This is a genomic window from Duganella sp. SG902 (assembly GCF_013376005.1).
GTDB lineage: Bacteria > Pseudomonadota > Gammaproteobacteria > Burkholderiales > Burkholderiaceae_D > Rugamonas.
Window position 1 is genome coordinate 353,754 of record NZ_JABMJK010000005.1, and the last position, 13,443, is coordinate 367,196.

At 63.3% G+C, this 13,443-nt stretch carries 12 protein-coding genes and 1 pseudogene; 6 read left to right on the forward strand and 7 right to left on the reverse strand.

Features of this window, described 5'->3' with window-relative positions; all coding sequences use genetic code 11:
• Positions 1-5: 5 nt before the first annotated feature.
• Positions 6-620, forward strand: a complete 615-nt coding sequence (locus FHW83_RS13690) for a M15 family metallopeptidase (RefSeq protein WP_176646898.1) — start codon at positions 6-8, stop codon at positions 618-620.
• Here the strand turns inward: FHW83_RS13690 and ampC are convergent.
• From ampC to FHW83_RS13705, 4 genes and pseudogenes are all read right to left on the reverse strand, one after another.
• The gene (gene ampC, locus FHW83_RS13695) at positions 617-1,720 is read right to left on the reverse strand and encodes a class C beta-lactamase (RefSeq protein ID WP_176647039.1); all 1,104 of its coding nucleotides are present in this window, start codon (positions 1,718-1,720) and stop codon (positions 617-619) included. The genes FHW83_RS13690 and ampC overlap by 4 nt on opposite strands.
• Before the next feature lie 40 nt (positions 1,721-1,760).
• Positions 1,761-2,558 (reverse strand): class D beta-lactamase, encoded by a 798-nt coding sequence (gene blaOXA, locus FHW83_RS30725; protein ID WP_229224185.1) that lies wholly within the window; start codon positions 2,556-2,558, stop codon positions 1,761-1,763.
• A 66-nt stretch (positions 2,559-2,624) separates the two neighbouring features.
• Positions 2,625-3,512 (reverse strand): annotated as a pseudogene (locus FHW83_RS30730) (M56 family metallopeptidase); the annotation flags it as partial.
• Between the two features lie 85 nt (positions 3,513-3,597).
• The gene (locus FHW83_RS13705) at positions 3,598-4,575 is read right to left on the reverse strand and encodes an aldo/keto reductase (RefSeq protein WP_176646900.1); all 978 of its coding nucleotides are present in this window, start codon (positions 4,573-4,575) and stop codon (positions 3,598-3,600) included.
• A 104-nt stretch (positions 4,576-4,679) separates the two neighbouring features.
• Between FHW83_RS13705 and FHW83_RS13710 the strand changes: the two genes are divergently transcribed.
• A complete protein-coding gene (locus FHW83_RS13710) occupies positions 4,680-5,579 on the forward strand; it encodes a LysR family transcriptional regulator (protein WP_229224169.1) in 900 nt (299 codons plus the stop codon).
• Here FHW83_RS13710 and dacB read toward each other — a convergent pair.
• Both dacB and FHW83_RS13720 read right to left on the reverse strand, forming a co-directional pair.
• On the reverse strand, positions 5,539-7,038 hold the full coding sequence (gene dacB, locus FHW83_RS13715; RefSeq protein WP_176646901.1) for a D-alanyl-D-alanine carboxypeptidase/D-alanyl-D-alanine-endopeptidase: 1,500 nt from the start codon (positions 7,036-7,038) through the stop codon (positions 5,539-5,541). The genes FHW83_RS13710 and dacB overlap by 41 nt on opposite strands.
• Positions 7,022-8,260: a nucleoside recognition domain-containing protein gene (locus FHW83_RS13720; RefSeq protein ID WP_176646902.1), complete on the reverse strand. Its 1,239-nt coding sequence runs from the start codon at positions 8,258-8,260 to the stop codon at positions 7,022-7,024. Before FHW83_RS13720 ends, dacB begins: the two co-directional genes overlap by 17 nt.
• A gap of 89 nt (positions 8,261-8,349) precedes the next feature.
• Here FHW83_RS13720 and FHW83_RS13725 point away from each other — a divergent pair, with 89 nt between their 5' ends.
• The 4 genes from FHW83_RS13725 to FHW83_RS13740 all read left to right on the forward strand — a co-directional run bounded on the left by FHW83_RS13725 (position 8,350) and on the right by FHW83_RS13740 (position 12,268).
• Positions 8,350-10,014 (forward strand): ABC transporter substrate-binding protein, encoded by a 1,665-nt coding sequence (locus FHW83_RS13725; RefSeq protein ID WP_176646903.1) that lies wholly within the window; start codon positions 8,350-8,352, stop codon positions 10,012-10,014.
• Positions 10,015-10,034: 20 nt separating this feature from the next.
• The gene (locus tag FHW83_RS13730; RefSeq protein WP_176646904.1) at positions 10,035-10,952 is read left to right on the forward strand and encodes a YihY/virulence factor BrkB family protein; all 918 of its coding nucleotides are present in this window, start codon (positions 10,035-10,037) and stop codon (positions 10,950-10,952) included.
• Positions 10,953-11,289: 337 nt separating this feature from the next.
• Positions 11,290-11,865, forward strand: a complete 576-nt coding sequence (locus tag FHW83_RS13735; protein ID WP_176646905.1) for a flavin reductase family protein — start codon at positions 11,290-11,292, stop codon at positions 11,863-11,865.
• Positions 11,866-11,974: 109 nt separating this feature from the next.
• A complete protein-coding gene (locus FHW83_RS13740; RefSeq protein ID WP_176646906.1) occupies positions 11,975-12,268 on the forward strand; it encodes a GIY-YIG nuclease family protein in 294 nt (97 codons plus the stop codon).
• Positions 12,269-12,305: 37 nt separating this feature from the next.
• On the opposite strand, the gene FHW83_RS13745 is transcribed toward FHW83_RS13740, so the two are convergent.
• Positions 12,306-13,433 (reverse strand): acyl-CoA dehydrogenase family protein, encoded by a 1,128-nt coding sequence (locus FHW83_RS13745; RefSeq protein ID WP_176646907.1) that lies wholly within the window; start codon positions 13,431-13,433, stop codon positions 12,306-12,308.
• Positions 13,434-13,443: the final 10 nt, after the last annotated feature.

The following is a 13,443-nucleotide window of genomic DNA, read 5'->3' on the forward strand; positions in this document are numbered from 1 at the left end:
CCGTCATGAGCGCGCCGACCGTTGCCTGCGAAGCGATTCCCGGCCATCCCGATTTCCGCCGGCTGGATAGCATCGCAGGCATCGCGGTCGACCTGCGCTACGCCTCGGCCGACAACTTCGTCGGCCGCGATCTCTATTCCCCGCTGGATTGCCGCTGGCTGCACAAGGATGCCGCCGCCGCGTTGGAGCATGCCGTCGCCTGGCTGGCCGCGCGCAAGCCGGAATACAAGCTGCTGGTGCTGGACGCCTTGCGCCCGCAGCGGGTGCAGGAACAACTCTGGGCCGCCCTGCAAGGCACCGATCTGCTGACCTACATCGCCGATCCGGTACGCGGCTCGATACACTCCTTCGGCATGGCGCTCGACCTGACGCTGCTGGACGCGCAAGGTCGTGAACTCGACATGGGCACCGGCTTCGACGATCTGAGCGAACTCTCGCACCCCGCGCTGGAAGAAGGCCTGCTGGCGATCGGTCAGCTAAGCCAACAACACATCGAAAACCGCCACCTGCTGCGCGACGCCATGCTGCACAACGGCTGGCAAGGCATCAACACCGAGTGGTGGCACTTCGATTGCGGCGATCGCATTCACGTTCGCCAGCACTACACGCGCGTGCTTTAGTTCTCCAACTGCGTCAGGATGGCATGCGCCGCCTTCACGCGCGCAGGAATCGGATAATTGCGGTTCGCCAGGATCACCACACCGATTTTCTTCTCAGGCACGAACAGCACATACGCGCCAAAGCCCCGTGTGGAACCGGTTTTGTCGTACAAGCCGGATTCCACCTGCGGCGCGATGCGCTTGGTGGCGTTGCCCTTAAAGAACATGTCGCTCGAATTCCCTTCCAGCAGATGTTCCAGCGAAGTTGGGTATGCAAACTGCTCCCAACCCAAACCTTGCGTCATCAGCCCGGTACGGAAGTAGCCGATATGCGTGCTGGCGATGACCGGCCGCATAGGCGCATCCGGGTCGATGTTGGCCTGTACGTAGCGGATCATGTCGGTGCTGGTGGAACGCACGCCATAGGTCTGCTCATAAAACAGGTCGGGCTGCGTGCGCACCGGCTTGTCCTTGTCGTAGCCCCATGCGTAGTTCGGCATCGCGCTTTCCGGCACGCGCACGTAGGTGTTGTTCAAACCAAGCGGCGAGATCACATGCTTTTGCATGGCCTCGGCGAAATCCTCCTTCAGCGCCAGCGCGGCCAGATGGCCGAACAAGCCAAGACTCGGATTGGAATACTCGCGCAGCTTGCCCGGCGCTGCTCTCGGCTTCCAGTTGCGGAAGTAAGCCAGCATCCCCGCCTCGTCATTTTTCACCGCGTCTGGAAATTGCAGCGGAAAACCGCCGGCGGTGTAGGTGCCGAGGTGGAGAACCGTGGCTTTATCCACAGGGCGTCCTTTCAGCTGCGGCATGTAGCGGCTGGGATGATCGTCCAGCGACAGCTTGCCCTCGGCCACCGCGTAGGCGGCCAGGGTGGCGGTGAAGGTCTTGCTGATCGAGCCCAGTTCGAACAGCGTGTTCTCGCTGACCAGCGTTCCGCTCTCCTTCGACGCCACGCCGTAGCTGAAGTAGGACGGCTTGCCGTTGACCGTGACGGCGACAGCGATGCCGGGCACGTCGTACTCCCGCATGATCGGTTTGATGGCTTGGTCGACCACCGTTTGCAGGTCGGCGGCGTAGGCGATAGGTGTGCAGCAGCACGCTGCGATGGCGAATGCCATGCGGCTCAGAGTAGACAAGTTGGCTCCTTGGGTTGGTGGGCTAAAGCGTATCGAGTTGTGACGCCACGTCGCGCAGGAAGCTTTGCCTGGCCCTTGGGCCGGCGTAGGTCTGCTGCCGCTGGTCCAGCGTCATGCGGGTGAACACGATGGTGCGTGTGCCCTTGGTGGCCCAGCCGACGTACCAGCCGTACTGGCGGCTCTCGTCGTCGCGGCCATTGGCCTGCACCGGCGAGGCGGTGCCGGTTTTGCCGTAGATGGTCCAGCCGTTGGCCAGTGTTTGCGGATGCAGGATGCGGCTGGTCATTTCGTAGGCCTGGTCCGAAACCGGCAACTGGCGCGTGACGATCTTGCGCAGGAAGTCCAGCTGCCCGGCCGGCGAAATTTGCAGCGAAGAGCCGATCCACGACTGGGTCAGGCCGTTGTGTTTGCCGGCGTCGCCCGAGACGTCGCGGTTACCGTAGTTGAAGCTGTCGATGTAGCGCTGGAAGCGTTGCTGCCCCAGCCGCGCGGTGACCTGCTGCGCGTACCACACGGTGGAGTTGACGATCCAGCTGGATGGGTCGGTGTCGGTCTGCCATTCCTTGTTCCAGCTGGCGTAGCTGGGCTTGTAGGGCAGCAGCGGCGTGTGTTCGTTGATCAGAACGCCGCTGTCGTAACCCATCAGCGCGACCACGATGTTGAAGGTGGAAGCCGGCGTGACCTGCTCTTCGCACTGACCCTCGTAGCGCAGGCGCTGGCCGCTGGCGGCGTCCATCAGCGCGGTGCAGGACAGCTGCATGCTGGCTTGCGACGCCAGCGACGGTTGCAGCGCCAGGCTGGCGCCCAAGACCGCGGCCAGGCCGGCCGCAGTGGCGATGCCGGTCCAGCGGTTGCGGCGCGACGGCGCGCGGATCAGCGCGATGCGGTCAGCCATGCTGTCGGGCGTGACGTTGCCGAAGGCGAGCGCGGTCGGCATGCTGGCCTGTTGCAGCTTGAGTTGGGCGATCAGCGCCGTCGCGTAGGCTTTGCGCTGCGCCGCTGGACGGCCGTGCAGCACGTCGCGGTCGCAGCCCAGTTCCTGCGCCCACGACAGCTGCCGGCGCAGCAGACGCATGAAGGGATTGAACCAGAACAGGGTTTGCAGCACGATGCCGGCGCCGGCCCAGTGCAGGTCGCGGCGGCGCCAGTGGGTCAGTTCATGCTCAACGATCAGCTCGCGCTGGTCGTCGGCGAAGCCGTGCAGATGGCGCGGCAGCAGCAGGCGCGGACGAAGCAGGCCAAACAGCATGGGCGCGATGGGGGCGTCGATTTCGATGGTATCGACCGGCCGGGTGGCGGTGCGGTCGCCGGCGTTGGCCAGCGCTTGCAGTGCGCGCCGGCTGTGCAGCAACTGGCGCAGCGCCAGACCCAATCCTGCCGCGTAGACCAGCAGCCAGGTCTGCGCGGCCCATGCCAGGTAATTGCGCGGGGTGAGGTCCTGGTCGGGCGCGCTGGCTGGCCGGCCGCCGTCGGTGGTGGCGTGCCCGGCGGCGCCGGCGGTGCCGGCTGGTTCGGCGCTAAAGCTTTCGATATCGATCGGCGGCAGCAGATGCAAGCGCTCGCTCTGCGGCATCAGAACCAGCAGGAAGGCGGCGGCGATGGTGCACTGGGCCAGCAGCCACACCGTGCGCTGCGCGGCAATGCCGGGCAGCCAGTGGCGGCCCAGCGCGGTCACGGCCCATACCCCCAGCCCGGCGGCCACGCAGCCCAGGCTGGCCAGCAGGAACTGGAATGCCAGCAAATCAATGCCGGTAAAGGATGTGGAAATAGCCATGCGATGCCCCGTGTGCGACTGTTGCCACTATTGTGCGACAACTGTCGCAAGCAAGTCAAGCGCCGCTGAGCCGCACAGGGAGAGGCTAGCGGTCCACCGTCGCCATGCGTTCCTGGCTGTAGCGCGGGCCGGCCACCTGTTGCAGCGCGCTTTCCAGTGCCGTCATCTCGGCGGCGCTGAGCACGATATCGACGGCGGCGGCGTTCTGCTCCAGATTGGCGCGGCGGCGGGTGCCGGGGATGGGCACGATGTCCTCGCCCTGTTGCATCACCCAGGCCAGCGCCACCTGCCCCGGCGTCAGCCCGCGCGCGGCGGCCAGATCGCGCACCGCCTGCGCCGCCTGCATGTTGGCGTCGAAGTTCGCGCCCTGCATGCGCGGGTCCTGATGGCGGAAGTCCTCCGGCGGGTATTCCTCGGCGCGCTTGGCGGTGCCGGCCAGGAAGCCGCGTCCCAAGGGGCTGAACGGCACCAGTCCGATGCCGAGTTCGCGCAACACGGGAATGATGTCGTCTTCCAGATTGCGCTCCCACAGCGAATACTCGCTTTGCAGCGCGCTGATCGGATGCACCGCGTGCGCCCGCCGGATGTTCGCCACCCCGGCCTCGGACAGCCCCAGGTATCGCACTTTCCCTTCTCGCACCAGATCGGCCATGACGCCCACCACCTCCTCGATCGGCACCTTGGGGTCGATGCGGTGCTGGTACAGCAGATCGATGTAGTCCGTGCCCAGCCGGCGCAGCGAACCTTCGACGTGCTCGCGTATCCGCGCCGGATCGCTGGTGACGCCCACCGTGGCGCCATCGCGGATATCGAAACCGAACTTGGTGGCGATGATCGCCTCGCCGCGGCGGCCAGCGAAAGCGCGGCCCAGCAATTCCTCATTGTTATACGGGCCGTAGACCTCGGCCGTGTCGAAGAAATTGACGCCCAGTTCCAGCGCGCGATGCAGGGTGGCGATGGCTTCCTGCTGGTCGGACGGTCCGTAGGCATGCGTCATGCCCATGCAACCCAGGCCCTGCGCGGAAACGACCAAGCCCTGATTCCCCAATTTGCGTTGTTTCATGATGGCTCCTTGCGATGTGATGGATTGAGTATGAACCCCGCTTAAAAAATACACAATTACATTAAAATGCAAAACATTGTTGAAGCTGGTGCAATGGTGAAATCATGGAAATGCTCAAGGAAATGGCGGTGTTTGCGCAGGTGGTCGACAGCGGCGGCTTTTCGGCGGCGGCGCGGATACTGGGGCTGACCACCTCCGCCGTCAGCCGTCATGTGTCGCGCCTGGAGACGCATATCGGCGGTCGCCTGCTGCACCGGACCACCCGCTCGCTGTCGCTGACGGAGCTGGGCCAGCAAGTCCACGCCGGCTGCGTGCGGATGCTGAGCACCGCGCGCGAGATCCACGCGCTGGCGGGCAGTTATCGCGCCCGTCCCAACGGCGTGCTGGCGGTGACGGCGCCGGTGGCGCTGGGGCAGATCTGGCTGGCGCCGCGATTGCCGGTGTTTCTGGAGCGCTATCCCGAGGTGCAGGTGCGGCTGATCCTGGTCGACCGCAACGTCGATCTGGTCGAGGAAGGCGTGGACCTGGCGATCCGCATCGCCACCGAGCCGGCGCCCGGCCTGGCCGCCCGCCCGCTGGGCAAGGTGCGGTATGTGCTGGTGGCGTCGCCTCAGTACTTGGCCGCGCATGGGGCGCCGGCCACGCCGCAGGATCTGCCCCGCTATGCCTGCAGCTATCTTGGTTATGCGCGCTTTGGCGAGGAGTGGACGTTTCGCCGTAGCGGCGCGGTAAGCTCGCTGCGCGTGCCGTCGCGCCTGACGATCAACAACAGCGTGGCGTTGCTGGCGGCGGTGGAAGCTGGCAGCGGCATAGGTCTGCTGCCCAACTTCACGGCGCGGGCGGCGCTGGAACAGGGGCGGGTGCGGCAGGTGCTGCCCGACTGGGAGCTGGATGAGCCTTACGCTGGCAACGTGTATGCGGTGTACCCGCCTGGACCTCACCTGGCGCTCAAGGTGCGCGCCTTTATCGATTATCTTGTGGAGGAAGCGGCGCCGGCGCTGTAGGGCCGCCTTGCCGTGCCACCCAGTCGGCCAGCGCGTCCAGCACGGCGCGGCCGGCGCCGTTGGCGACGTGTTCGTCGTTGAGGATGGCGACGACGACGCAGGGCTGGTTGTTGGCGTCCGGGATGTAGCCAGCGACCGCGATCACGCCTTTCAGGCTGCCGGTTTTCAGCCGCGCGCGTTGGGCGGCCGGACTTTCCTTGAGGCGGCGGCGCATGGTGCCGTCGGTGGCGGCGATCGGCAGGCTGGCCAGGAACTCGGGCATCCACAGGCTTTTCAGGCCGGCTTGCAGCACGCCGGCCAGTTGCGCCGGCGTGGCGCGTTCGGTGCGCGACAGGCCGGAGCCGTTATCCAGTATCAGGCCATTGCCGTCGATGTTGTGCTGCTGGAGCCAGGCGCGGATCGCGGTTTCGGCGCGCATGGCGGTGCTGGCGCCGCCGGCGTCGGCCGCCAGCGGGCGGCTGCCGAGCGTGGGGTCGGCTTCCAAGCTGCCCAAACTGAGGAAGATGGTGCGGGCCAGTGTGTTGTCGGATTGTTTGTTGGTGTCGCGCAGGATCTCCGGCAGCGTGCGCGAGACGTGTTCGGCCAGCAGGCGGCTGGCCGGCGCCGGCGCCTCGCTCTCGCGCACCTCGCCGGCCAGCGTGCCGCCTTGCTTGCGCCACTCGGCCAGCAACAGGCGGGCGAGGTAGTCCTGGCTGTCCAAGACGTTGATGCTGGTGGACTTGGTGCAGTCTTTCGGGAAGCTGCCGTGCAGGACCACTTCGATGCGATCGCCCTTGCGGCTGTAATCCGGCGCGCGCCAGCCGTTTTCCCATGCGGCGCAGGGGACGTCGCTCAGCTTCATGTCCGAGCGGATGCTGACTTTGTCCAGCTCCGGCATCATCACCAGCGACAGTTTGTCGGCGCTGGAGCGCATCTCCACTTTCAGCAGGTTGGTGTTGACCAGCGCCGCATTCGGGATGACGTTGTAGTATGCCCATGGATATTCGTCAAACGGCGGCTGGCCCGCGTCCGGGCGCGATGGCTGGAACAGCTGGCGGTCGATTACGATGTCGCCCTTGATCCGGCGGATGCCCTGGTTGCGCAAGGCTTGCAGCATGTGCGACAGCGCATCCTCGTTGAAGTCAGCATCGGCGCCGCCGCGCAGAATCAGGTCGCCCTGCAGAACGCCGTTGACCACGTCCGCGTTGGTGCGAAATTCGGTGCGGCCACGGAACACGGGACCCAGCTGCTCCAGCGCCGTCATGGTGGTGAACAGCTTCATGGTGGATGCCGGCTGCATGCTCTGCGTCGGGTTGTGCGACACCAGCACGGTGTCGCCGCGCATGACGATGATGCCGGCCGCCTCCTGCGGAATCTGCGAGGACTGCATCAGCTGCGCCACCGGTTCCGGCAGCGCGGCATGGGCAACGCCGGCCGCGAACAGCGCGGCCAGCAACAACGACTTAATGGAAGAAGACATAGGAAATCGCAATCGCGGCAATCACGCCGGCCAGGTCGGCAATCAGCCCGCAGGAGATCGCGTAACGCGTCTTGCGGATGCCGACCGAACCAAAGTACAGCGCGACGATGTAGAAGGTGGTATCGGCCGAGCCCTGGAACACGCAGGCCAGGCGGCCGACAAAGGAATCGACGCCGTAGGTTTGCATGGTGTCGATCATCATGGCCTTGGCGGCGCTGCCGCTCAAAGGTTTCATCAATGCGGTCGGCAGCGCGGCGACGAAGTCGGTATTCATGCCGATGGCGCTGAACAGCCAGTTGAAGCCCTGCACCACAAAGCCCAGCAGGCCGGCGTTGCGGATCACGCTGATGGCCACCAGCATGCCGACCAGGTAGGGAATCACCGTCAGCGAGGTCTGGATGCCGCCCTTGGCACCTTCGATAAAAGCCTCGTACACATTCACCTTCTTGCGCAGCGCCCCGACGATGAAGCCACCGATCACCGCCATCAGCACGAAATTGCTGAACACCTTGGAGACGACTTCGATCTCGCCCTTGGTGAGGTAGTTGGTGAAGTACCAGACCACGGCCACGATGAACGCGGTGATGCCGCCCAGCCAGCCCACCACCACGCGGTTGAATAAATTTATGCGCTGGCGGATGGCGACGGCGATGATGCCGGTCATGGTCGCCACATAGGTCGCCACCATGCAGGGGATGAAGATGTCGGACGGATCGGCCGCGCCTAGGATCGAGCGCTGTGCCATGATGGCCAGCGGGATCAGCGTCAGGCCCGAGGTGTGCAGCACCAGGAACATGATCTGCGCGTCGGTCGGCTCGTCCTTGTTGGGATTGAGCGTCTGCAGGCTTTCCATTGCCTTCAGGCCGAACGGCGTGGCGGCGTTGTCCAGGCCCAGCAGGTTGGCCGAGAAGTTCATCACCATGTGGCCGGTGGCCTGATGGTTGGACGGCACGCCGGGGAAGATGCGCGAGAAGAAGGGCGCGATCAGCTTGGCGAGCAGGTCGATGGCGCCGGCTTTTTCACCGATGTTCATGATGCCGAGCCACAGCGTCATCACGCCGGCCAGCGGTAGGGCGATGTCCATCACGCCGGTGCGTGCCGAATCGAAGGTGCCGTCGATGATGCGCTTGAAGATTTCCGTGTCGCCCAAGAAGAGGAATTGCGCCAGCGCGGCCAAAAAGCCCACGAGGAAGAATCCGGACCAGATGTAATTGAGCGACATTTTTATTTTGCGCAGTAATGGATTTGCGAAGTATAGCGGGTAAGCAAGCCGAAAAAGTTATAAGCTGCCGCTTTACCGTGCGAGGCCCCATGCGAAGGATGCTGAAAATTTGTGCAGTCGTGTTGGCACTCACCACCGTCGCCCCTGCGCAGGCGGGAGCCCATGCCGAGCAAAAAGTCCTACGTGCCTTCCTCAGCACCGGCGAAACAGCCCTCGACCCGGCCGTCGCCTCGGACATCGCCACCCTCAGCCTGCTGGAAAACCTGTTCGATCCCCTGCTGCGCTACGACTACCTGGCCCGCCCGGTCAAACTCATCCCCAACACGACGGCCGCCATGCCGGAGGTAAGCGGCGACGGCAAAACCTACACCTTCCGCCTGCGCGACGACGTCTATTTCACACCGGATGCCGCCTTCAAAGCCGCGAAACGCCAAGTCACGGCCGACGACTACGTCTACAGCTTCAAGCGCCTGCATGATCCGGCCCTGAAATCCCCATGGCTCTACCTGTTCGACGGCGTGGCCGATGTGCAGGCCCCGGACAAGCTCACCCTGCGCATCCGCCTGAAAGCGCCCGACCCCAACTTCCTGTTCTACCTGGCGATGCCCGCCACCAGCGTGGTGGCGCGCGAAGTGATGGAGGCGTACGGCGCGCAAGCCGGCAACCACCCGGTCGGCAGCGGCCCGTTCAAGATCGGCACATGGAAGCGTAGCGACCAGATCATCCTGCTGGCCAACCGCGACTTCCGTCCGATGGAATTCCAGGGCAAGCGCCTGCCGATACTGGACCGCATCGACATCAAGATCGTCGAGGAATACCAGTCGCGCGTGCTGGGCTTCCTGAACGGCGAATTCGATTTCCTCGAACAGCTGCCGGAATCGATGAAGGAAATGGTGCTGACCGACGACGCCCAACTCAAGCCCGAACTGGCGCGCAAGGGTATCGTCCTCGCCCCCTTCCCTGTGCTGCAAACCTACTACATGTGGATGAACATGGACGACCCGCTGATCGGCGGCTACAGCAAGGAAAAGGTGGCCCTGCGACGCGCCATCGCGCTCGGCTACAACCAGGCCGAGGACATCGCCCTGATGAAAAAAGGTCTGGCCCTGCCGGCTGTCACGCCCCTGCCGCCGAATGTGCTGGGTAACGATCCCCGCTACCGCAGCCCGGTGGCCTATGATCCGGCGCTGGCCAACGCGCTGCTGGACCGCTACGGCTACCGCAAGGCCGGCGACGGTTTCCGCACCCAGCCCGACGGCAAGCCGCTGACGCTGGTGATGCACAGCGAAGCCTCCACCGTCGGCCGCCTGCGCGACGAGTTGTGGCGCAAGAACCTGAACGCCATCGGCCTCAAAGTCGTTTTCAAGAGCGACAAGAAAACCGAGATCATCAAAGCCTCGCGGCTGGGCGCGGTGATGATGTTTGAAACCAACTGGGTGGCCGACTTCCCCGACGGCGACAACTTTTACCAGCTGCTGTATGGCCCCAACGCCGGCCGCGCCAATTACGCGCGTTTCAATCTTCCGGCATACAATCAGCGCTATGAGCAAGCCCGCTTGATGGGAGAGTCGCCGCGGCGCACGGCCCTGTATGATGAGCTGGCGAACATCATCCACGCCTACACGCCGTGGGTGCTGTTGACGCATCCCATTTCCGCCGACTTGCAGCAGCCGTGGTTGAAAAATTACCGTCGACACCCGGTGGAGTTCACCAACTGGCGCTATCTGGACGTAGACGCACATACCGCACACTGAGCTGTGCCTAGAATGACAGCATGAACCTACTCAACCGCAGGGCGCTGGCCTATGTGGCCGGTCATCCCATGGATTTCACGGTGCAATGCCTGAAGGGCTTCCGCGCCAATCAAGGCCTGCTGCTGGCGGGCGCGGTGGCGTATTACTCGCTGCTGTCCATCCTGCCACTGCTGATGCTGGTGGTGGTGGCCCTGTCGCATGTGATCTCCCAGGATGAGTTGCTGCAGGCGGTGGGGCGTTACCTGAACTGGCTGGTGCCGGGGCAGTCCAAGCCCATCGTCGACGAGGTGGCGCACTTCCTCGAGCATCGCGACCTGGTGGGCGGGGTGCTGGTGGTGACCATGCTGTTCTTCAGCTCGCTGGCCTTCACGGTGCTGGAAAACGCCATGTGCGTGATTTTCAAGCACCGCGTGGCGATACGGCGGCGGCATTTCATGGTCTCGGCCATCATGCCCTACTGCTACATCCTGTCGCTGGGCGCGGGCATGCTGGTGGTCACGCTGGTGGCCGGCAGCCTGCAGGTGCTGGGCGAAGAGAGCGTGCAGTTGTTTGGCTACAGCTGGTCGCTGAACGGCGTCTCGGGCGTGCTGTTGTATTTGCTGGGGCTGGGCGGCGAGGTGCTGGTGCTGACCTCGATTTACCTGGTGATGCCGGTCGGGCGGTTGTCGCTGTCGCACGCGCTGATCGGCGGCGTGACGGCGGCGCTGCTGTGGGAGGTGGCGCGGCGGATACTGGTGTGGTACTTCACCACCTTGTCGCAGGTGAACGTGGTGTATGGCTCGATGACGACCGCCATCGTCGTCATGTTCAGCCTGGAGATCGGTGCGACCTTGCTGTTGTTTGGTGCGCAGGTGATTTCCGAGTTCGAGCGTGTGGGTCGTGGGCGCCCCAACCGCGCGCCACGGCCGATGACCACGGAAACCACACAAGTAAAATAATTTGTGCGTCGCACAAAAAATGTGGTACACTGCGTTTGTGGTTGAGGTTTGCATGCAAACAGTCCCACGTCCGGCCGATGCGCCGCGCCGAGAGTTGTGTAAGTTCGATGGCGCAGGTGACGCAAGAGCTGGAGTTGTAATTCCGAATACGTTGGTCGATTTACACGTCAGGGGCACCACGCAGATAGCATGGGCGCCTGGGACGCCGCCTCACCTGGCAGATAGCCAGGGAGCCCGGCACGATTAAAGAATAGGTAATACATTGGAACGAAGCCCGCAGCGATGCGGGCTTTTTTTTCGTCTAACATGGATGTCTTTGCATAGTACGAGGAAGACAGTGGATCAGCATATCAAGCCGGTGGAACTGGCGAAGGCGTATCGTTTGTTGAATCATGGACCGACGGTGCTGGTGTCGGCCTCGCACGGTGGTGTGGATAACGTGATGTCGGCGGCGTGGTCGTGCGCGTTGGATTTCGCGCCGCCCAAGGTGACGCTGGTGCTGGACAAGGCCACGGCCACGCGTCCGCTGGTGGAGAAGAGTGGTTATTTCGTGCTGCAGGTGCCGAATGTGGGGCAGCTGCAGCTGACCTACGAGGTAGGCCACATCAGCGCGAACGACACGCCGGACAAGCTGGCAAAAGCCGGCGTGGAGCTGTTCCGCGTGGAGGGTTATGATGTGCCGCTGGTGGCCGGATCATCGGCCTGGCTGATCTGCAAGGTGCTGCCGGAGCCGCGCAATGAGCAGGTGTATGACCTGTTCATTGGCGAGGTGGTGGCGGCGTATGCCGATGAGCGCGTGTTCAGCGACGGCCACTGGCATTTCGAGACGGCCGATCCATCGCTGCGCAGCCTGCACTACATCGCCGGCGGGAATTTCTACGCCATCGGCGAGGCGGTGGTGGCAGACACCTGAGCAACGTCATTCCGGCGAAAGCCGGAATCCATAGAACCATTGAGTAAAGTCACCACTAGCAGCAAGTAAAAGCGTAACCATTTTTTCTCAACATCGAAGGATGAGAAAAATGGAGAAGTTGAGCTACGTTTATATTCTGGCGAGTGGCATGTACGGCACTTTGTACATCGGCGTTACATCCAATTTAATCCGGCGCGTGTGGGAGCATCGTGAGGGGTTGGTTGATGGGTTCACCAATGAATACGGCGTGAAGAACCTGGTCTGGTATGAGCAGCATGTTGATATTTATGGTGCTATCACCAAGGAAAAACAGATCAAGGAGTGGCGGCGGGATTGGAAGATTGAATTGATTCAGAAAACAAATCCTTTGTGGCGGGATTTGTTCCCCGATATCTGTGCTTGATGCGTTCTATGGGTACCGGCTTTCGCCGGTACGACGGTTAGAGGGCGCGGGCGATGAGGATTTTCTGGATGTCGCTGGTGCCTTCGTAGATCTGGCAGACGCGCGCGTCGCGGTAGATGCGTTCCACCGGGAAGTCGCTCACATATCCGTAACCACCGTGGATCTGGATGGCGTCCGAGCACACTTTCTCCGCCATCTCGGAAGCGAACAGCTTGGCCATCGCGGCTTCCTTCAGGCACGGCAGGCCGGCGTCTTTCATCGCCGCCGCGTGCAGGATCAGCTGGCGTGCGGCTTCAATCTGCATCGCCATTTCCGCCAGTTTGAATTGCACCGACTGATGCTCGAAAATCGGCTTGCCGAAGCTTTCGCGCTCGCGCGCGTAGCTCAGCGCCGCTTCATACGCGGAGCGCGCCATCCCCACCGATTGCGAGGCGATGCCGATGCGGCCTCCCTCCAATCCGGACAAGGCGATCTTGTAGCCCTGGCCCTCCTCGCCGATCAGATTCTCGGCCGGCACGCGGCAGTTTTCAAACAGGATTTGCGCAGTGTCCGATGAATGCTGGCCCATCTTCTGCTCAATGCCGGCCACGATGTAGCCCGCCGTATTGGTCGGCACCCAGAACGCGCTGATACCTTTCTTGCCGGCCGCCTTGTCGGTCACCGCCATCACGATCGCCACGTCGGCATGCTTGCCGCTGGTGATGAACTGCTTCACGCCATTCAGCACATAGTGGTCGCCGTCGCGCGTGGCGGTGGTACGCAGCGCTGCGGCGTCGCTGCCGGTGTGCGGTTCGGTGAGGCAGAAGGCGCCAAGCATCTCGCCCTGCGCCAGTGGCCGCAGCCATTGTTCTTTTTGCCGCGCGTTCGCATACATCATGCCGATGCTGCATACCGGGCAGTTGTTGACCGAGATGATGGTGGACGTGCCGCCATCACCGGCCGCGATTTCTTCCAGTACCAAAGCCAGGGACACGTAATCCATGCCCGCCCCGCCCAATTCCTCGGGCACGGCGACGCCGAAGGCGCCCAGCGCCGCCAGCTCCTTCAGTTCTTCTTTGGGGAAGTGGTGCTCCTTGTCCCAGCGCGCCGCGTTGGGGGCCAGACGTTCCTGCGAAAAGGCGCGCAGGGCGTCGCGGATCATTTCGTGTTCCTGACTCAGTGTCATGTTGTCTCTT

What these genes read in the sequence shown, in the direction of transcription:
- FHW83_RS13690 (WP_176646898.1), top strand. Translation starts at nt 6, where the DNA reads ATGAGCGCGCCGACCGTTGCCTGCGAAGCGATTCCCGGCCATCCCGAT.
- ampC (WP_176647039.1), bottom strand. Translation starts at nt 1,720, where the DNA reads ATGGCATTCGCCATCGCAGCGTGCTGCTGCACACCTATCGCCTACGCC.
- FHW83_RS13705 (WP_176646900.1), bottom strand. Translation starts at nt 4,575, where the DNA reads ATGAAACAACGCAAATTGGGGAATCAGGGCTTGGTCGTTTCCGCGCAG.
- FHW83_RS13710 (WP_229224169.1), top strand. Translation starts at nt 4,680, where the DNA reads ATGGAAATGCTCAAGGAAATGGCGGTGTTTGCGCAGGTGGTCGACAGC.
- dacB (WP_176646901.1), bottom strand. Translation starts at nt 7,038, where the DNA reads ATGTCTTCTTCCATTAAGTCGTTGTTGCTGGCCGCGCTGTTCGCGGCC.
- FHW83_RS13720 (WP_176646902.1), bottom strand. Translation starts at nt 8,260, where the DNA reads ATGTCGCTCAATTACATCTGGTCCGGATTCTTCCTCGTGGGCTTTTTG.
- FHW83_RS13725 (WP_176646903.1), top strand. Translation starts at nt 8,350, where the DNA reads ATGCGAAGGATGCTGAAAATTTGTGCAGTCGTGTTGGCACTCACCACC.
- FHW83_RS13730 (WP_176646904.1), top strand. Translation starts at nt 10,035, where the DNA reads ATGAACCTACTCAACCGCAGGGCGCTGGCCTATGTGGCCGGTCATCCC.
- FHW83_RS13740 (WP_176646906.1), top strand. Translation starts at nt 11,975, where the DNA reads ATGGAGAAGTTGAGCTACGTTTATATTCTGGCGAGTGGCATGTACGGC.
- FHW83_RS13745 (WP_176646907.1), bottom strand. Translation starts at nt 13,433, where the DNA reads ATGACACTGAGTCAGGAACACGAAATGATCCGCGACGCCCTGCGCGCC.